The 17352-nt window shown below is 61.0% G+C and carries 17 protein-coding genes and 1 pseudogene; 9 read left to right on the top strand and 9 right to left on the bottom strand.

The features are described 5' to 3' along the window. Positions 1-621: pseudogene (locus GBC55_RS09805) on the bottom strand (two-component sensor histidine kinase); the annotation flags it as partial. Continuing rightward, a complete protein-coding gene (locus tag GBC55_RS09810) occupies positions 618-1328 on the bottom strand; it encodes a response regulator transcription factor (RefSeq protein WP_162437372.1) in 711 nt (236 codons plus the stop codon). The pseudogene GBC55_RS09805 and the gene GBC55_RS09810, both read right to left, overlap by 4 nt. Positions 1329-1494: 166 nt before the next feature. Between GBC55_RS09810 and GBC55_RS09815 the strand changes: the two genes are divergently transcribed. The 5 genes from GBC55_RS09815 (at position 1495) to GBC55_RS09835 (ending at position 5355) form a co-directional block, all read left to right on the top strand. Continuing rightward, complete coding sequence (locus GBC55_RS09815) at positions 1495-2286, top strand: VacJ family lipoprotein (protein ID WP_162437371.1); 792 nt, start codon at positions 1495-1497, stop codon at positions 2284-2286. Continuing rightward, on the top strand, positions 2276-2530 hold the full coding sequence (locus tag GBC55_RS09820; RefSeq protein ID WP_162437370.1) for a hypothetical protein: 255 nt from the start codon (positions 2276-2278) through the stop codon (positions 2528-2530). Before GBC55_RS09815 ends, GBC55_RS09820 begins: the two co-directional genes overlap by 11 nt. Before the next feature lie 78 nt (positions 2531-2608). Continuing rightward, positions 2609-4546 carry an alkaline phosphatase D family protein gene (locus GBC55_RS09825; RefSeq protein ID WP_162437369.1) on the top strand — a complete coding sequence of 646 codons (1938 nt, stop codon included), beginning with the start codon at positions 2609-2611 and terminating at the stop codon, positions 4544-4546. A gap of 18 nt (positions 4547-4564) precedes the next feature. Next, the gene (locus tag GBC55_RS09830) at positions 4565-4987 is read left to right on the top strand and encodes a VOC family protein (RefSeq protein ID WP_162437368.1); all 423 of its coding nucleotides are present in this window, start codon (positions 4565-4567) and stop codon (positions 4985-4987) included. Positions 4988-5106: 119 nt separating this feature from the next. Then, a complete protein-coding gene (locus GBC55_RS09835) occupies positions 5107-5355 on the top strand; it encodes a type II toxin-antitoxin system prevent-host-death family antitoxin (protein WP_162437367.1) in 249 nt (82 codons plus the stop codon). A gap of 89 nt (positions 5356-5444) precedes the next feature. On the opposite strand, the gene GBC55_RS09840 is transcribed toward GBC55_RS09835, so the two are convergent. Next, entirely contained in the window at positions 5445-6626 is a 1182-nt protein-coding gene (locus GBC55_RS09840) for an aspartate aminotransferase family protein (RefSeq protein ID WP_162437366.1), read from the bottom strand. Between the two features lie 102 nt (positions 6627-6728). Here GBC55_RS09840 and GBC55_RS09845 point away from each other — a divergent pair, with 102 nt between their 5' ends. Together GBC55_RS09845 and GBC55_RS09850 are read left to right on the top strand one after the other, a co-directional pair. Further along, the gene (locus tag GBC55_RS09845) at positions 6729-7634 is read left to right on the top strand and encodes a LysR family transcriptional regulator (protein WP_162437365.1); all 906 of its coding nucleotides are present in this window, start codon (positions 6729-6731) and stop codon (positions 7632-7634) included. Between the two features lie 115 nt (positions 7635-7749). Continuing rightward, positions 7750-8241, top strand: a complete 492-nt coding sequence (locus tag GBC55_RS09850) for a GNAT family N-acetyltransferase (protein WP_162437364.1) — start codon at positions 7750-7752, stop codon at positions 8239-8241. Positions 8242-8249: 8 nt separating this feature from the next. Here the strand turns inward: GBC55_RS09850 and msrA are convergent, their stop codons facing one another. Further along, positions 8250-8954, bottom strand: coding sequence for a peptide-methionine (S)-S-oxide reductase MsrA (gene msrA / locus GBC55_RS09855; protein ID WP_162437363.1), 705 nt, complete (start codon positions 8952-8954; stop codon positions 8250-8252). A 49-nt stretch (positions 8955-9003) separates the two neighbouring features. Next, positions 9004-9522 (bottom strand): peptide-methionine (R)-S-oxide reductase MsrB, encoded by a 519-nt coding sequence (gene msrB / locus GBC55_RS09860; protein WP_162437362.1) that lies wholly within the window; start codon positions 9520-9522, stop codon positions 9004-9006. Between the two features lie 184 nt (positions 9523-9706). On the opposite strand from msrB, the gene GBC55_RS09865 reads away from it, so the two are divergent. Both GBC55_RS09865 and GBC55_RS09870 read left to right on the top strand, forming a co-directional pair. Further along, entirely contained in the window at positions 9707-10423 is a 717-nt protein-coding gene (locus GBC55_RS09865; protein WP_162437361.1) for a response regulator transcription factor, read from the top strand. Then, positions 10420-11940, top strand: coding sequence for a HAMP domain-containing sensor histidine kinase (locus tag GBC55_RS09870; protein WP_162437360.1), 1521 nt, complete (start codon positions 10420-10422; stop codon positions 11938-11940). Before GBC55_RS09865 ends, GBC55_RS09870 begins: the two co-directional genes overlap by 4 nt. A gap of 246 nt (positions 11941-12186) precedes the next feature. Here the strand turns inward: GBC55_RS09870 and GBC55_RS09875 are convergent, their stop codons facing one another. From GBC55_RS09875 to GBC55_RS09890, 4 genes are all read right to left on the bottom strand, one after another. Then, the gene (locus tag GBC55_RS09875) at positions 12187-12942 is read right to left on the bottom strand and encodes a class II aldolase/adducin family protein (RefSeq protein ID WP_162437359.1); all 756 of its coding nucleotides are present in this window, start codon (positions 12940-12942) and stop codon (positions 12187-12189) included. After that, positions 12939-13889: a GTP-binding protein gene (locus GBC55_RS09880; protein ID WP_162437358.1), complete on the bottom strand. Its 951-nt coding sequence runs from the start codon at positions 13887-13889 to the stop codon at positions 12939-12941. Before GBC55_RS09880 ends, GBC55_RS09875 begins: the two co-directional genes overlap by 4 nt. Continuing rightward, a complete protein-coding gene (locus GBC55_RS09885; RefSeq protein ID WP_162437357.1) occupies positions 13889-15634 on the bottom strand; it encodes an amidohydrolase in 1746 nt (581 codons plus the stop codon). The genes GBC55_RS09880 and GBC55_RS09885 overlap by 1 nt, the downstream gene beginning before the upstream one ends. A gap of 97 nt (positions 15635-15731) precedes the next feature. Next, the gene (locus GBC55_RS09890; RefSeq protein ID WP_162437356.1) at positions 15732-17336 is read right to left on the bottom strand and encodes a 5-guanidino-2-oxopentanoate decarboxylase; all 1605 of its coding nucleotides are present in this window, start codon (positions 17334-17336) and stop codon (positions 15732-15734) included. Positions 17337-17352: the final 16 nt, after the last annotated feature.

Genomic DNA, 17352 nt, shown 5'->3' on the forward strand with positions numbered 1-17352 from the left:
GAAGTCGACGCCAAAGCGCCGGGCGCCCTCGGCGAAGCGCTGCAAGGGTGTGGCGAGGCGGCGGGTGGCGATCAAGGCGACCAGCGCCGTGGAGATCAGCACCAGCAGGATGACGATCAGGTAACGCGGCGCTTCGTCGAGCCCCCAACTGCGTGAAGGCGCCGAGAACATCAGCCAGGTCGAATCCGACAGCTCGATCAGCAGCGCGTAATGCGCATTGGCCGGGTGCTCGGTCCAGTCAGACGGCTCATAGGCTTCGATGCGTCGATCAGGGGAGTTGAGCAATGGCCGCAAAATGCTCATGCCGATTTCAGAATCCGGGTCTTCCGGCGGCGGCAGATCGAGCTCGCGTCGATCGGGGTGCCAACTGGCGGTGAAGCCCTTTTCGCTGGCGGCTTGCGCCAATTGACTGCGCAACGGTGCCGGGGCGGAATCAATGACCCGGGTGATGGCGGCGGCCTTTTCCAGCAGGCCGATTTCGGTCAGCGGCGGGCGCGCCCAGACGCCGGCCAACTGAATGAACAGCCCGTTGAGCGCCAATGAAATGAGCATGGCCAGGATGATGGTCAAGGCGATCCAGCCCGCCACGGTGTCCCGGCGCAGTCGCCTCAGCCAGTTCATCGCCGCGTCACGCTGGGGGTGAACAGGTAACCGCCATTGCGCACGGTGCGAATCATCGCCGGGCGCTTGGTATCCGACTCGAGTTTGCGCCGCAGTCGGCTGACCTGCACGTCGATGCTGCGGTCGAACGCGTCATGACAATGCCCCCGCGCGAGGTCGAGCAATTGTTCGCGGGTGAGGATGCGTTGCGGGTGTTCGATGAAGACCAGCAACAGGTCGAACTCGCCCGCCGACAGCGGGATCATCACGTTGTCCGGGGAACGTAATTCACGGCGCGTGACGTCGAGGTGCCAGTCGGCGAAGTCGATCAGCGGCCTTGCGCGCTCCTGAATCACTGGACGGCGTTCGTCCACCCGACGCAGCACCGCACGCACCCGGGCCAGCAATTCACGGGCGTCGAACGGCTTGGTCAGGTAATCGTCGGCGCCCAGCTCCAGGCCGACCACCCGGTCGCTGAGCTCGCCCATGGCGGTCAGCATGATCACGGGACTCGTGTGGCGAATGCGCAGTTGCTGGCACAGGATCAGCCCGCTGTCGCCGGGCAACATAACGTCAAGAATGATCAGGTCCGGCGGCTGTCGCTCGATGGCGGCCCACAACGACGCGCCGTCGGTGGCGACCTGGACGCTGTAGCCGTGCTGCACGAAGAATTTTTTCAGCAGATCGAGGACTTCGAGGTCGTCGTCGACAATTAAAAGGCTGTTCACCGAAGGTCACTTAAGGGCCGAATAGAACCGCCATCTAAAACCATTCACGGCAGCGCGTCATTTATTTCAATCCTGCAATAAAGCGTCAACGGCGCAATAAACCGGACATCTTTGCGCAAGGCTCGGGGGCCAGCATCGCAGCGAATTCCTCACGAGACTTGCGTTCATGTTGCCTTTGAGATGTACCCCCTGGCTGGTCCGCACTACCTCGATTGCCATGCTCACCGCCGGGCTGGCGGGTTGCAGCAGCCAGCCATCACCCCCCGCTGATGTCGGTTGCGCCGACACTGCCTACACCGTTTACGACCCGGCGGAGCCGTTCAATCGCGGGGTCTTCGCGTTCAACCGGGTGGTGGACGATTATGCGTTGGCGCCGGTCGCTCGCGGCTACCGCTACATGCCGGATTTTTTCCAGACGGGTGTGCATAACTTTGTGGCGAACTTTGGCGAGCCCAAGGTCTTCATCAACGACCTGTTGCAAGGCAATCCGATGCGTTCGGTCAATACCCTGGGGCGTTTCGCGTTGAACACCACCGTCGGTGTAGTCGGGCTGATCGATGTTTCCGGCAAAGTCGGCATTGCGCGGCACAAAGCGGACTTTGGCCAGACCTTTGGCGTGTGGGGCATCGCCAACGGGCCGATCGTCGAACTGCCTTTGCTCGGCACCTCCAACAGCCGCGACGCGGCCGGACGTGTGTTGAGCTTTGTGGTCGATCCGTTCGGCAGCAACAGCGACACTGTTGAGACACTGTCCACCGTCAACCTAGTCGGCGGCACCATCGATGGACGCGCAGAAGCCTTGCCGCTGACCGACAGCCTGCAAAAACTGCCGGACTACTACAGCGCGCTGCGTAACGTGGTCGCCGAGCATCGCGCCGATTTCGTCGTCGATGGCCAACGAGGTTCCCCGGACAAAACCACCTCCCAGTGCACAGGAGCGCCCGCCGATGGCTTCTGAAAGCGTGGTGCTGCAACAGCGGGTGACGCGGCAGGACCCGTCCACCCTGCACTGTCGGGAAATCACCCTGCGCCTGTCAGACGACTGTCGACACCTGGTGCTCAGCCGCTACACCGAGCATTACGGCCCGGCGCTGGTGCGCTGGATTGAACGCAGTCATACAGTGTCGGTGAGTGATTTGTTTCGCTGGTTAGTGGCGAATGGCGAAGTAGACGTGGTGAAAGCGGACAATTCGCCACGATGACGGTTGCCGTGCAGGTGTTTGCAATTCATTGACATCACCTGCGCTATTATCCTGCGCCTCTGTGTACGACGAATCCGGATGTCCATGTCTTTGCCCCTGCTCGACGCTGATCAATTACTGCCACCGGTTCTGGCCGGACCGCTGTTGCGGCGGCTGGAGCCTGCGCGGCTGGTGCTGTGGCTCGTAGGAACCCGGGCGTTGGGGCTGACGTTGCGTCTGCAGGATGTCGGCGATATTCGCCTCGACGCCGGACAATGCACAATCATTCCTGTCGGTCGTCATGCCTTCGTTCATTTGATCGATGTGCCGCTGGACACCGCCCTGCCCTGGGACACGTTGATCGAGTACGACCTGCTGATCGACGACGCCGCCACCGGGATCGCCGAGTGGGCACCGCATCTGCTGTATGGCGACGCACGCTGTCCGAATTTCGTGCTGCGTTCGCGGATCGATCAGTTGCTGCATGGCTCTTGTCGCAAACCCCATCACCCCGCCACCGACGGCTTGCTCTGCGTCGATCAATTGCTGGCATCAACCCATGAAGCCACGGAACGCCCGGCCCTGTTGATGATGAGCGGCGACCAGGTGTACGCCGACGACGTCGCCGGGCCCATGTTGCGCGCCATCCATGCACTGATCGAGCGGCTGGGGTTGTTTGGCGAGCACCTTGAAGGAGCGGTGGTCAGCGACAGCGCCAAGCTCTATGAGCACTCGGCCAGTTATTACCACCGTGCGGATTTGTTACCGGCGCTTGAGAGCAACGAGACGTTGCGCGAGCGATTTTTCGGCGGTGCGCGCAAGCCGATTTTCACCAGCAGCAGTGCCGACAACCACCTGGTGACCTTCGCCGAAGTCATGGCGATGTACCTGCTGGTGTGGTCGCCGACACCCTGGACGCTGATCGCACCCACACCACCGCAACTCAACCCCGAACGACAGAAACGTTATGCGCTGGAACAGACGCGCATCGACGGTTTCAAGGCCGGTCTTGGCGGTGTCGCGCGGGCGTTCGCGCACTTGCCTTGCCTGATGATTTTCGACGATCACGACATTACCGATGACTGGAATCTTTCTGCGCAATGGGAGGAAACGGCCTACGGCCATCCGTTCTCCAAACGCATCATCGGTAACGCGCTGATTGCTTACATGCTGTGCCAGGGCTGGGGCAACAATCCCGATGCGTTCGCCACGCTGCTGGAAAAGACCGATGGCTTCAGTACGACCGGCCACGACGGCTATCTCGACAGCCCGGTGCAGGATGCTTTGATCGATGAGTTGCTGAAGTTTCAGCACTGGCACTACGTACTGCCGACGAATCCTGCGCTGGTGGTCATCGACACCCGCACCCGACGCTGGCGCAGCGAGATGAACCTCAAGCAACCCTCGGGCCTGCTGGACTGGGAAGCCCTCAGCGAATTGCAGCAGGAACTGCTGGACCATCCCTCGGCGATCATCGTTTCGCCCGCGCCCATCTTCGGCGTCAAGTTGATCGAAACCGTGCAGAAAGTCTTCAGCTGGTGCGGGTATCCGCTGTTGGTGGATGCGGAAAACTGGATGGCCCATCGCGGCGCCGCTCAGGTGATCCTGAACATTTTCCGCCACTCGCGCACGCCAGGTAACTACGTGGTGCTGTCGGGGGATGTGCATTATTCCTTCGTCTACGAAGTCTTCATCCGCCACCGCAAGGCCGGCCCACGTATCTGGCAGATCACCAGCAGTGGCATCAAGAATGAATTTCCGCCGACGCTGCTGGAGTGGTTCGACCGTCTTAACCGCTGGCTCTATTCCCCGCGCTCGCCGCTGAACTGGCTGACCAAGCGCCGGCGCATGCGCATTGTTCCGCATGTGCCGGAGCATGCCGAAGCGGGTGAGCGGTTGTGGAACTCGGCGGGGATCGGCCAGGTGTTTTTTAATGAAAAGGGCCAGCCGCAGGGCATCTATCAGCACAACTCAAACGGTCTGCCGAAGACCCGGATGGTTGCGCCGGTGGACGAACAGGCCGAGTCGCCTCTTTAGTTTCAAACAAGGATACGTATGTTCGCACGGAGCAAGTTGGTACCTGAACTGATGGTGACCGACATCAGAAAAAGCCTGCATTTCTGGACGTCTTTGATCGGTATTCCGATCGCCTACGAACGCCCGGAAGTCGGGTTTGCCTACCTGGATCTCAACGGTGTGCAACTCATGCTGGAGCAGTACGATCCCGCTGAAGGGCAATGGCTTAGCGGTACGCTGCAGACGCCGTTTGGGCGCGGTATTAACTTTCAGATCACCGTTGATTCAGTTAAACCGATTCTTCATCGACTGGCCGAAGTGGAATGGCCGTTGTTCCGCGCCTGTGCCGACACCTGGTATCGCGCCGACAGGGTGGAAGTCGGCCAACGCGAGTTCCTGGTGCAAGACCCGGATGGCTATCTGGTACGGTTAGTGGAAAGCCTTGGGGAGCGCCCTTGTTAGATGGCGTAATTATCGGAACGGGCCTACATCGGTTACGGAAACGTCTCGACGGCCACTCGGCGATACTTCAGTCCCTGCATAACACCACCGTTATGTAACGACCATTCAGAGGTATTACCTTGCAAACCATCAACTACACAAGCGCTCGGGCGCACCTGGCCAAAACCATGGATCGAGTGAGTGAAGACCGCGCCCCGCTGTTGATCACTCGCCAAAAAGGTGAGCCGGTGGTGATGATGTCCCTGGCGGAGTACAACGCATTGGAAGAGACCGCGTATCTGCTGCGCTCTCCCGCCAACGCCGAGCGTCTGATCAAATCAATCGCGAATTCACGCGCGGAGAAAACCAGAACCAGGCAACTCATTTAAGAAGGAATATTGAGTTCACACCTGAAGGTTGGGACGACTATCTGTGGTTCCAGCAAAATAACGTGATGTGCCGATATCACTACTGAAATTCAACCTTGGGCTGACAACACCGCCCGACACACCCCTCTGACAATCATCTCCACCTCCCGCTCATCAATCGTCAGCGGCGGCAGCAGGCGTATGGTCTTGCCCCGTGTCACGTTGATCAGCAAGCCGTGATCCCGAGCGGCGATCAGGGTCAGGTCGCGGATCGGCTGCTTGAGTTCGATACCGATCATCAAGCCTTGTCCGCGAATCGCCAGGACGTTCGGGTCGTCCGCCAACTCGATGCGCAGTCTGGCGATTAACCATTCGCCCTGCACCTTGGCGTTTTCCAACAGGCCTTGCTCCTCGATGATCTCCAGCACCGTGCACCCGACACGGCAGGCCAACGGATTGCCACCGAAAGTGCTGCCGTGACTGCCCGGCGTGAACAGGTCGGCAGCTTTACCCCGTGCCAGGCAGGCACCAATGGGGATGCCGTTACCAAGCCCCTTGGCCAGGGACATCACGTCCGGCACAATGCCTTCATGCTGGAACGCAAACCACTGCCCGGTACGGCCGATCCCGGTCTGAATCTCGTCGAGCATCAACAGCCATGCGCGCCGGTCGCAGAGTTCACGCACGGCTTTCAGATAGCCAGGGGGGGCCAGTTGCACGCCGCTTTCGCCCTGGATCGGTTCCATCAGAACCGCCACGATGCGCGAACCGTACCGTTGCTGCACCTTATCCAGCGCGTTGAGGTCACCGAACGGCACTTTGACGAAATCACCCGGCAGCTCGCTGAATCCAAGGCGCACGGCCGGGCCATCGCTGGCGGATAAGGTTCCGAGGGTTCGACCGTGGAACGCGTTTTCCATGACCACCACCATCGGCTGTTCGATACCTTTGCGCCAGCCGTGCAACCGCGCCAGCTTCAATGCGGTTTCGTTGGCTTCGGCGCCGGAGTTGTTGAAGAACGCCCGTTCCATCCCCGCCAACCGGGTCAGTTTTTGCGCCAGCCGCTGCTGCCAGTCGATGCTGTACAGATTGGAGGTGTGCAGCAGCAGGCCTGCCTGCTCGCTGATCGCCGAGACGATTTTCGGATGAGAGTGGCCGACGTTGGTCACCGCCACGCCGGCCACCGCATCGAGGTACTCGCGGCCCGCCTGATCCCACAGGCGTGTACCCAAGCCTTTGCAAAAGCTCAAGGCCAGTGGTTGGTAAGTGGTCATCAGGCAGGCGGCGGTCATGGCATCAAGCTCCATCAATGGTCGGTGTATTTGCAGTATCGTTAGCCACCTGAATTGGATAAACGCTGCAATACTTCAATCATTTTAAAGCTGGGCTTGATAATGGATTTGTTCCAGGCAATGACCGTTTACGTGCGCGTCGTGGAATCCGGCAGCATGACCGCCGCCGCATTCCAGTGCGAAATGTCCACCACCATGGTGGGAAATCACCTACGCGCCCTTGAGAAACGACTGGGCGTGCGCCTGCTCAATCGCACGACCCGACGCCAGCGACTGACCGAGTTCGGCACGGCCTACTATCAGCGTTGCCTCGAAGTATTGGGCCTGGTGGCCGATTCCGAGCGTCTGGCCGAACAAAGCCAGGACACGCCCGTGGGCACGTTGCGCATCACGGCTCCGCTGACCTTTGGCACTGAAAAGCTCGCACCGGCGCTGAGCGAATTTGCCCTGCGTTACCCACAAGTCAAACTCGACGTGATGCTCTCCAACGGGCGACCCGAGCTGCTCGAAAACAACCTCGACGTGGCATTTCGCCTGGGTGCCATCGAGTCGTCAAACGTGATCGCGCGTCCGCTGATCGACTACACCCTGACGATGTGCGCCTCCCCCGACTACCTGGCCCGCCGAGGCGTGCCGAAAACCCCTGAAGACCTCCAGCACCACGACTGCCTGTCCTTTGCCTATCCCGCCGGGGATGACTGGCATTCCGTGTCTAAAAACTGGCGCCTGAGCGGGCCGGAAGGTGAAGTCATGGTGGCCGTCAGTGGCACCCTGCTGATCAATAGCTCGGCAGGTTTGCACCAAGCGGCTCGCACCGGCATGGGCATCGTGATGCTGCCGGATGCGCTGGTAGAACAAGACCTGCTCGACGGCAAACTGGTCGCGCTGATGCCCGCCTACCAACTGCCGAGCCGCCCAATGAGCCTGATCTATGTTCAGGATCGCTACCGCCTTCCCAAGCTGCGCCACTTTGTCGAATTCGCGATGCAGGTATGGGGCAAGCAGTAGGCAGGTCAGCCTTGCAATGAATGGGTCTTGCTGAAGCCTGAATCGACAGGGGTAACATCCATGTTGAATACTGGAAAGTGTGAGCAACACCCAATGTAACCGCCAAGGACAGCCAATGACTTCACCTACCTTCTATCGTCGAGCGACCTCGCAAGACCTACTCGCCATCTGTGAACTGGGCCAACAACTCAACAGCCTTCACCATGAGCACCGGCCGGATATTTACGCGCCATCAACGGGCGACTTCGCCCGCGACGGCGACTTCTGGCGACCGAGCATCGAGGGGGAAAATCATGCCGTCTTCCTCGCCGAACAATCAGGTGTAGCCATCGGGTTCATCACCGTACAAGTCACCGAGTCAAAAGGACCGTTAATGCAACCGCAACGGGTGGGCAGAATCGGTTCGGTCTGTGTTGACCAACGAGGCAGGGGCCAGGGCATTGGTCGAGCATTGATGCAGCAAGCTCAAACATGGGCCCTCGAACAGGGCGCTGCGGATCTGCGTTTGACCGTCTGGGGATTCAACGACCCCGCCCGGCGCCTGTACGAAGCGTTGGGGTATGAAATGCGAGCGTTTGAGATGGGCAAACGCCTGAACGACCGGTAACAAACGCTTTACGACCCGCCCTTCACCAACACCGGCTTATCCTGATACCGCTCCGGATAGAGCTGCTTCAACTGCGCCACCTTCGGCAGATCATTGATCACGATGTAGGGATAGGAGGGGTGCTCGGTCAGGAAGTCCTGGTGCTCCTCCTCCGCCGGGTAGAAACCGTTGTAGCTCTCCAGCTTGGTCACTATCGGTTTGCTGAAGGAATGCGCAGCGTCCAGCTGGGCGATATAGGCCTGCGCCACCCGTTGCTGCTCGCTGCTTTGGGTAAAGATCGCCGACCGGTACTGCGTACCGCTGTCAGGTCCCTGACGATTGAGTTCGGTGGGGTTATGGGCCACCGAGAAGTAGATCTGCAACAAAGTGCCGTAGCTTACCTGTGACGGATCGAAGGTCACCTCCACCGATTCCGCATGACCTGTATCGCCTGCGCTGACCCGCTCATACTGCGCGGTATTGGCGGCACCGCCTGCGTAACCGGAGACCGCTTTTTTCACGCCTTTGACGTGCTGGAACACGCCCTGAACGCCCCAGAAACAGCCACCGGCGAATACTACGGTCTCGCTGTGAGCCTGGGTGGTTTCGTCGAGCGCGGGTGGGGGGATGATCACCGCGTCTTCGGCCCCGAAAGAGAATGCCGAGCATTGGCCGATGACACTGGCAGCCGCCAGGCCGAGCAGTGTGCGACGCCAGGTAAAGGTAGCTTTCATGGGACTGACTCCTGAATAAGAGAACGGCACATCAACTACACGCAATCGCCTAGGCAGCCTTGGGTTGAAATTTCATCGCCAGACCGTTCATGCAGTAGCGCAATCCGGTCGGTGTTGGCCCGTCGTCGAAGACATGGCCCAGATGCCCGCCACACCGCCTGCAGTGCACTTCTTCGCGCAGCACCCCGAAGGAGCGGTCCTGACGGGTGGCCACGGCCTTGTCCAGCGGAGCCCAGAAGCTTGGCCAACCGGTACGGCTGTCGAACTTGGTCGCAGAAGAAAACAGCGCCAGATCACAACCGGCACAGGTGAACGTACCGTCGCGATGTTCGTTGTTGAGCGCGCTGCTGTAGGCCCGTTCGGTGCCTTCCTCGCGGAGGATGTCGTACTGCTCGTCGCTGAGCAGAGCATGCCATTCGCTGTCACTGTGGGTCACTTCGAAGGCCTCTGCGGCACTGGCCTCGCTGATCAGCGCGGAACCTGCGGTAAATTTTGGCAATACGCCGATGGCCAGGGCTGCAATCCCCAGCCCGCCGCTTGCCACAAGAAACTGCCGCCGTGAAAACATGGTCGTCTCCAAAATCCAGCCTGTCCGAAAATGCCAGCCGGTCCAAAAATGAGGGTGCCTTTGATGGAACACAGCCTAGGCTTGGGTTGATCGCCAAATCCTCACGCGGAGTTAAACAATTCGTGATAACTCGGCCATGGAAAAACCCGCACACTGTGTGCATTGCGCTGAAGGATTGAGCTTGATGGAACAGACCAAACGCGTCCTCGTGGTCGAGGACGACCTGCATATCGCCGACCTTATCTGCCTGCATCTTCGCGATGAGCAGTTCGAGGTGGTGCACTGCGCCGACGGCGACGAAGGCATGCGCCTGTTGCAGCAAGGCAACTGGGACGCACTGGTCCTGGACCTGATGTTGCCGGGGGTCGACGGTCTGGAAATCTGCCGTCGCGCCCGGGCCATGGCCCGCTATACGCCGATCATCATCACCAGCGCCCGTTCGAGCGAAATGCACCGGATCCTGGGGCTCGAACTGGGCGCCGACGACTACCTGGCCAAGCCGTTTTCCATGCTCGAACTGGTGGCTCGGGTCAAAGCCCTGTTGCGACGGGTCGATGCCATGGCCCGCAACCTGAAAATGGATGCCGGCAGCCTGACCCTCGACGGTCTCACCATTGATCCGATCACTCGCGACGTGTCCCTCGAGGGTCGCCGCCTCGACCTCACGCCAAGGGAGTTCGACTTGCTGTACTTCTTCGCCCGCCAGCCGGGCAAGGTGTTCTCGCGCATGGACTTGCTCAACGCCGTCTGGGGCTACAGCCACGAAGGCTACGAGCACACCGTCAATACCCACATCAACCGCCTGCGGGCGAAGATCGAAACCGATCCGACGCAACCGGCGCGCATCCTCACGGTGTGGGGCCGCGGCTATAAATTCGCGGCCAGGGAGGAACGCTCGTGAGGCTGACCCTGACACAACGGTTGTCACTGGTGTTCGCGGTGCTGTTGCTGGTGTGCTGTGGTACGTCGGCGTGGATGCAGGTGCGCTCCAACCAGATGCATGAACAGGAAGTGGTGCAAGGGCTTTCCCGGGATCTGGCACAACACATCGCCAACGACACGGTACTGATGGACACCCAGGGCCTGATGCCAGACGCCGTGCGCAGCCTCTTCAGCCAGTTGATGCTGGTCAACCCGAGCGTCGAGGTGTACTTGCTGGATACCCAGGGGCGGATTGTCGGAAGTGCTGCGCCCGAGGGACGGATTCGCCGCGAGCAGGTGGATCTGGCGCCGATTCAACGCCTGCTCAAAGGGGATGCGCTGCCCATTCTCGGCGACGACCCACGCAGTACCGAAGCACGCAAAGTGTTCAGCGCCGCGCCGTTGAAGGTCAACGGCAAACCGGCGGGTTATCTGTACGTGGTCTTGCTTGGCGAGGAGCACGACCGCTTCGCCGAACGGGGCGCCACCAGCGCTGCGCTCAATACCGCACTGCTGTCCATCGGATTGGTCGCGTTGCTGTGCCTGATCGCCGGCCTCACGGCGTTTGCCCTGATCACCCGGCCTTTGCGTCGCCTGACCGAAACCGTCAGCCAGTTCGACATCGACGGCGTCCCGGTCATACCCACTGAACCCATCCCTGTGGAAAAAGCGGCGAGCCACGATGAAATTGCCGTACTCGACGCAGCCTTCCGCCAGATGCAGGCACGTCTGAGTGAACAATGGCGCTCGCTGACCCGTCAGGATCAGGAACGTCGGGAGCTGGTGGCGAACATTTCCCACGATCTGCGCACGCCTCTGGCCTCGCTGCACGGTTACCTGGAAACCCTTTCCCTCAAGGACGCCACCTTGTCCGCCGCCGATCGCCGTCGTTACCTGGGGATTGCGCTGGATCAAAGCCGCAAGGTCGGCGGGCTGGCGCAGTCACTGCTGGAACTGGTGCGGCTCGAACATGGGTTTGTGCAGCCGGTGCTGGAGCGCTTCTCACTGACCGATCTGGTGCAGGACATTTTCCAGAAATTCGAACTGACGGCCGAAGCCCGGCAAGTGCAACTCAAGGCGAGCTTCGCACCCACTGTGTCTGGCGTGTTCGCCGACCTGGGGCTGATCGAGCGTGTGCTCACCAACCTGTTCGACAACGCCCTGCGTCACACCCCCCTCGGCGGAACCATCGGCATCAGCCTGGTCCCCCAAGGCAGGTTCGTTGAAATCACCATCAGCGACAGCGGGCCGGGCATCCCGGCGGAACTGCGCGAAGGCTTGTTTCTGCGGCCGTTCAATATTGGTGGCGCACGGCGTGATGGAGGATTGGGGTTGCGCATCGTGCAGCGGATCCTGCAGTTGCATGGCCGGGAAGTTCGTTTGGTGGATGTCGTGGGGCAAGGCGCTACGTTCGTCTTTTCATTGCCTATCGATGAAGAAACCGCGATGGCGCTGGCGGTGCGGTCGATGAACCTGAATACACCGGGGCAGGCCTGAGAGACCGTGGCGCCTGCATCGCGGGCAAGCCACGCTCCCACAGGGATTATCAGTGCACTCAGTATTTGGAGATGGCCAGATAAAGTGTGGGAGCTGGCTTGCCGGCGATGGCGGAGGGTCAGTCAGATTGTTATGGCTGGAAGACCATCGCTAGCAGGCTAGCTCCTACAGGAAGACATGCGTGCGGCCCCCTGTGGGAGCTGGCTTGCCAGCGATAGCGCCAGCCCGATCACAGAAAAACCCGGATCAGTCCCGATACCCCGGAGCCACGCGATCCAGCATTCGGATCAACGCTGCCCACGCCAACTGCATTGCATCCGGGTCGTTCAACTGACCCTCCTCCAGCGGCCGCCCTGGATCATTGAACTGACGTTCGGTATGCGCGCACACCTCTGGCGACGGCATAATTACCTCGCCGGCAGCCTGGGCCGCCAGCTGGATTTCACAGGCTTTTTCCAGGTAATACATGCGCAAGAACGCCTGGCTCACGGTTTCGCCTACTGTCAGCAAACCATGGTTGCGCAACATCAACACCGTCTTGTCACCCAGGTCCTGCACCAGGCGCTGTTGCTCGCTCATGTCCAGCGCCACGCCTTCATAGTCGTGGTAAGCCACCCGACCGTAAAACTCCATGGAGATCTGGTTCACCGGCAAAAGCCCGCACTTCAGCGCCGCGACCGCGCACCCCGCCTTGGTATGCGTGTGCAGCACGCACTGGGCGTCTTCACGGGCACCGTGAATGGCGCTGTGAATGACAAAGCCCGCCGGATTGACCGGATAAGGACTGGCCTCGACCGCACGACCTTCGAGGTCGATCTTGACCAGGTTCGACGCGGTAATCTCATCGAACATCAAACCATAGGGATTAATCAGAAAATGATGTTCAGGCCCCGGCAGGCGCACCGAGATGTGCGTGAAGATCAGATCGCTCATGCGAAAATGCGCGATCAACCGATAACAGGCTGCCAACTCTTCACGTAAACGTTGTTCCATCGGGTTCATGTCAGCGCTTCCTCCGTCACTTTGCAAGCCTCCAGTCCTTGCCCCAACGCTTCCCAGCCGTCAAAGCCACGACGAGCAATAAACACCAATCGGGAACCGCTGGCCAGTGCCTCGTCGGTAGCCGGCAAGAACTGACTGCGGGTGCCAACGTGCTGCAGCCAGTGCGCCTTGCCGCCCTGCGCCAGCAACAACAGCCCCTTTACGCGGAAGACATCGCCCGGCAAGGCGTGCAGCCAACCGCGCAAACGTTCGACATCAAGCCCGGTGGAATCCTGCCACAGCCAGCTGCTGAACATTTCGCCGTGATCGTCCGCCGACACCCGTGTCATCGGTTTTTGCGCACGGGGTTCAAGATCCAGATCGGTGTCCAGCCACAGCGCATCCGGCAGCTCAGCCTGAACACATTCGTGCACCCGTGTGCGGACGCCAAGCGCATCGCGCAGTGCCTGCAACTGCGTGTCGTCCACCAGATCGGTCTTGTTCAACAGCAGCAGGTCGGCGGCAGCGACTTGTGCCCTGGCCAGTCGTGCGTACTCGCCTTCGAGTTGCAGGTGGCGGGTCGCGTCAACGACGGTGATCACCATGTCCAGTTGCATCTGGCTGCGCAGTTGCGGGTACGCCAGGGTTTGCACGATGCGCTGCGGATCGGACACGCCGCTGCACTCGATGACAATGCGCTCAAGCCGAGGCTGCAGTTGCGCCAGGCTCGCCAGTTGCGCCAGAAGATCCTCCTGAACCGTGCAGCAAATGCAGCCGTTTTGCAGGCTGTACACCGCGTCGGTGACTTCGGAAACAATGGCTGCATCGATGTTCAGCTCGCCGAAATCGTTGACGATCACCGCCAGCCGACTGCCTTCCGCACGGCGCACCATGCGGTTGAGCAAGGTGGTTTTACCCGCGCCGAGGAAACCCGAAACCACCGTGACTGCAATGCGTGGAACGTCCATCACGCCTTACCCTCCAGCACGGGCGGCTCACCCTGCCAGACCGCTTTCAGCCCAGCCGGTGCCAGTGTCGAATGACGGTCGTAGACCAACTGCCCTTCCACAAAGGTCAGCAGCACGTTGGTGCGGTGGATGTAGTTGCGCGCAGGTTCGGCGAACAGGTCGCGGTCGATCACGATCAGGTCTGCGGACTTGCCGACTTGCAGACTGCCCGTCATGTGCTCCAGGCCCATGGCCACGGCGCCGTTGGAGGTGATCACGTTCAAGGCCTGCTCGAGGCTGATGGGCTCGCCGAAGCACGCCGGATCATCGTTCCATGGGTTCTGGCGGGTGACCATGGTTTCCAGCGCCAGCCACGGGTCGATGGACGCCACCGGCCAATCGGTGCCCATCACCGCGGTGCCGCCCGCCTCGAGGACGCCTTTGAAATCGTAGATGCGCTTGAGCCGCTCCTGACCGTAGCCCGAACGTGCACCGCTGGCGAACGGCGTCGGGTACCAGGCGGCCGGGGAAAACTCGGCAATGACGTTCAGTTCCTTGAAGCGCGGCAGGTTGCCCGGGTGCAGCAACGTGCTGTGTGCGCATTGATGACGCACGCCGCTGAAACCATTGCGACGGCGGGCCTCGGCGACTGCATCGAGGAACACATCGGACGCGCCGTCGCCGGTGCAGTGGGCAATCACCCGGATGCCCTTGCTGTCCATGTCCACCACCATGTCGGTGATGTGTTCAGGGGTCAGGTTGAGCTTGCCGCGCCAGCTCTTCTCTTGTGGCCAGGGTGTCAGCAGGTAGGACGATTTCGGCTCCACCGTGCCGTCGAAATGGAACTTCACTGCGTTCGCACTCAGGCGCGCGCTGCGGTAGTAGTGACGTTCACCACTGAGCAATTCCCAGCGACGACGCACGGGGAAAATATCGTCCTGCCAACTGATTGCCGCCTCGATGCGAACCGTCAGTTCACCGCTGTCGTCGAGCTCTTTCAGCGCTTGCAAACGCTGCTCGCATACGTGCACGTACTTGCTCGCCGTCACCCCGCGCGAACTCTGGAAATGCACGCCGTCGCGGTAGGCGCGACGCAGCACGCTGACCGGCGTAGGCGGCATGGCGGCATGGATCATTGCGTAGGCACCGTCGATCATCAGGCCGGTGGGTTCGCCGCTCAGTTCGTCACGCTCCAGATAGCCGTTGCGCGGGTCGGCGGTATGACGATCGATGCCGGCCAGTTCCAGGGCCTTGGAGTTCACCATCATGGTGCCCCACATCCGGTCGAGCAGCGCGACCGGACGGTCCGGCATGACGCTGTCGAGCCACGCCCGGCCCGGAGTCAACCCGGCTTCGCGGAAGGTGTAGCGCACCCAGTACTGCCCATAGATCCAGCCATCGCCCGGATGGCTGTCGGCATAGGCCAGGATGCTTTCGCGCAGCTGTTCGGGCGTCGGGTCTTCGATGCCCACGTCCAGGTCATCGCTGTAGCGCGGGGCCAGTGCGAGGTCCGGGTGGGTGTGCATGTCGTGCAGGCCCGGCATGCAAAAGGCGCCCTGCAGGTCATGCAGGACGGTGTTCGGGCCCTTGAACGTTTCCAGTTCCCCAAGGCTGGCGACACCGATCAACTTGCCGTCGCGAATGGCCACGGCCTCGGCCCACGGGTTCGCCGGATCCTGGGTATAGATGCGACCGTTACCGAGGATCAGATCGGCGTATGTCCCTTGTGCGGAATGGGTCGAGGTAAAGTTGTCGGACTCAGCCACGTAAGCCACCTTTCAGTTCAGTGCGATAGAAAAGTCCCGCGCGCTCGGCGCTTCGAGGACCTGGAAATTCTTGTTTTTGTCGCCAGTAACGCGCGGCCTACTCCGCCAGAAACGCCGCAGCGTCCAGCTCGACCATCACCGGTTCATCGCAGTGCCCGAGCTGACCCAGCAACTCGCGAAGGGCGTGCAGATTGGTCACCCGGTGATGGGCCACATGGCAGCTGCGTGCCAGGGCTTCGAAGTCCGGCGTGAGAATGTCCACGCCCACCAGCGGCACGTCTTTGGCGTTCATGTAGTCGCGGATTTCGGCGTAGCTGGCATTGTTCCAGAGCAACAGGATCACCCCGGCGCCCGCCTCTTTTGCTGCGATCAGTTCGGCGCTGGAAAACTGCAGTCCACCGTCACCCACCAATGCCACGACCGGGCGCGAGGGTTGCGCCAGCTTCGCGCCAATGGCGGCCGGCAACGCGTAACCCAGGGTTCCGTAACCGGTGCCGGCGTTGAACCAACTGTTGGGTGTCGGGGCTCGATAACCCAACGCGCCCTGATACACCGGCTGAGTCGAATCGCCGACAATCAACGGCTGCGGCAGGTGATCACGCACCGTGTCCAGCACCGTCTGCAGACAGCGTTGTTTCGGACTCCAGCCAGCGTGTTCCAGCGCATTGACCTGGGCCACACGATTACCGGCCCACGCCTGATCAGCCTCTCTCTGCGAGAGTCGCGCCAACAGTGCACGCAACCCTTCCCCGGCATCCCCCAACAAGCCCACCTGCGCCGGTTGCACGCCCAGGATCTGCATCGGATCGATGTCCAGCCGAATCAGCGGCGCCTTGAACGCCAAGGGTCCAAGGCCGAAAAAGTCGTAATCGGTTTCCCCCAGTTCAGTGCCGATCGCCAGCACCACATCCGCCTCGGCGAACAGCTCGCGACCGTGTGCGGAGGACTGCACACCGTCGAGCAGCAAGGGATGCTCGGGCGCCAGCAAGCCACGGGCATTGGTGGTCAGCGCGACCGGGGCTTGCAACCGTTCAGCCAGCGAGGTCAGGGCAGCACTCGTTCGACGGGCGCCGCCACCCGCCAGAATCAATGGCCTGCGGGCGTGGTTGATCAGTTCGATCGCGGCGTCGATAGCCGAAGTGGCGGGCGCAGGCGCCGGGGGCAAGGCACGAGGACGCAGGTCCAGGCCATCGGCCGACATCTCCAGTACATCCAGAGGTATCTCGATGTGCACAGGACGTGGCCGCGTACAGCCAAACAGCGCAAAGGCACGGGCCAGGACTTCCGGCAGTTGATCCGGATGCTGCACGGTATGACTGAATGCACACACCCCGGCGACCATGGCGCGCTGATCGGGCAATTCATGCAGATGCCCATGACCCAGGCGCAAATGTTCGCGGCGATTGCAGGTGGAGATCACCAGCATCGGCACCGAGTCCGCATAGGCCTGACCCATGGCGGTCAGGATATTGGTCATGCCCGGGCCGGTAATGATGAAGCACACACCGGGTTTGCCACTGGCACGGGCATAACCGTCCGCCATGAACCCGGCCCCTTGCTCATGACGCGGGCTGACGTGCTTCACGCGACTGCCGTCCAGGCCACGATAAAGCTCGACGGTGTGCACGCCGGGGATGCCGAAGACAGTGTCAACGCCATAGCCTTCCAGCAACTGAACGAGCGCCTCGGCACAACGGGTCATGCAGCACCTCTTTGAT

This window comes from Pseudomonas sp. TNT3 (genome assembly GCF_010095445.2).
Classification (GTDB): domain Bacteria; phylum Pseudomonadota; class Gammaproteobacteria; order Pseudomonadales; family Pseudomonadaceae; genus Aquipseudomonas.

Bases quoted from the DNA above. Each gene is read 5' to 3' on its own strand.
- GBC55_RS09825 (WP_162437369.1), top strand. From the start codon at position 2,609: ATGTCCATGTCTTTGCCCCTGCTCGACGCTGATCAATTACTGCCACCG.
- GBC55_RS09845 (WP_162437365.1), top strand. From the start codon at position 6,729: ATGGATTTGTTCCAGGCAATGACCGTTTACGTGCGCGTCGTGGAATCC.
- msrB (WP_162437362.1), bottom strand. From the start codon at position 9,522: ATGTTTTCACGGCGGCAGTTTCTTGTGGCAAGCGGCGGGCTGGGGATT.
- GBC55_RS09875 (WP_162437359.1), bottom strand. From the start codon at position 12,942: ATGAACCCGATGGAACAACGTTTACGTGAAGAGTTGGCAGCCTGTTAT.
- GBC55_RS09815 (WP_162437371.1), top strand. From the start codon at position 1,495: ATGTTGCCTTTGAGATGTACCCCCTGGCTGGTCCGCACTACCTCGATT.
- GBC55_RS09820 (WP_162437370.1), top strand. From the start codon at position 2,276: ATGGCTTCTGAAAGCGTGGTGCTGCAACAGCGGGTGACGCGGCAGGAC.
- GBC55_RS09850 (WP_162437364.1), top strand. From the start codon at position 7,750: ATGACTTCACCTACCTTCTATCGTCGAGCGACCTCGCAAGACCTACTC.
- GBC55_RS09830 (WP_162437368.1), top strand. From the start codon at position 4,565: ATGTTCGCACGGAGCAAGTTGGTACCTGAACTGATGGTGACCGACATC.
- GBC55_RS09890 (WP_162437356.1), bottom strand. From the start codon at position 17,336: ATGACCCGTTGTGCCGAGGCGCTCGTTCAGTTGCTGGAAGGCTATGGC.
- GBC55_RS09865 (WP_162437361.1), top strand. From the start codon at position 9,707: ATGGAACAGACCAAACGCGTCCTCGTGGTCGAGGACGACCTGCATATC.
- GBC55_RS09840 (WP_162437366.1), bottom strand. From the start codon at position 6,626: ATGACCGCCGCCTGCCTGATGACCACTTACCAACCACTGGCCTTGAGC.
- msrA (WP_162437363.1), bottom strand. From the start codon at position 8,954: ATGAAAGCTACCTTTACCTGGCGTCGCACACTGCTCGGCCTGGCGGCT.
- GBC55_RS09880 (WP_162437358.1), bottom strand. From the start codon at position 13,889: ATGGACGTTCCACGCATTGCAGTCACGGTGGTTTCGGGTTTCCTCGGC.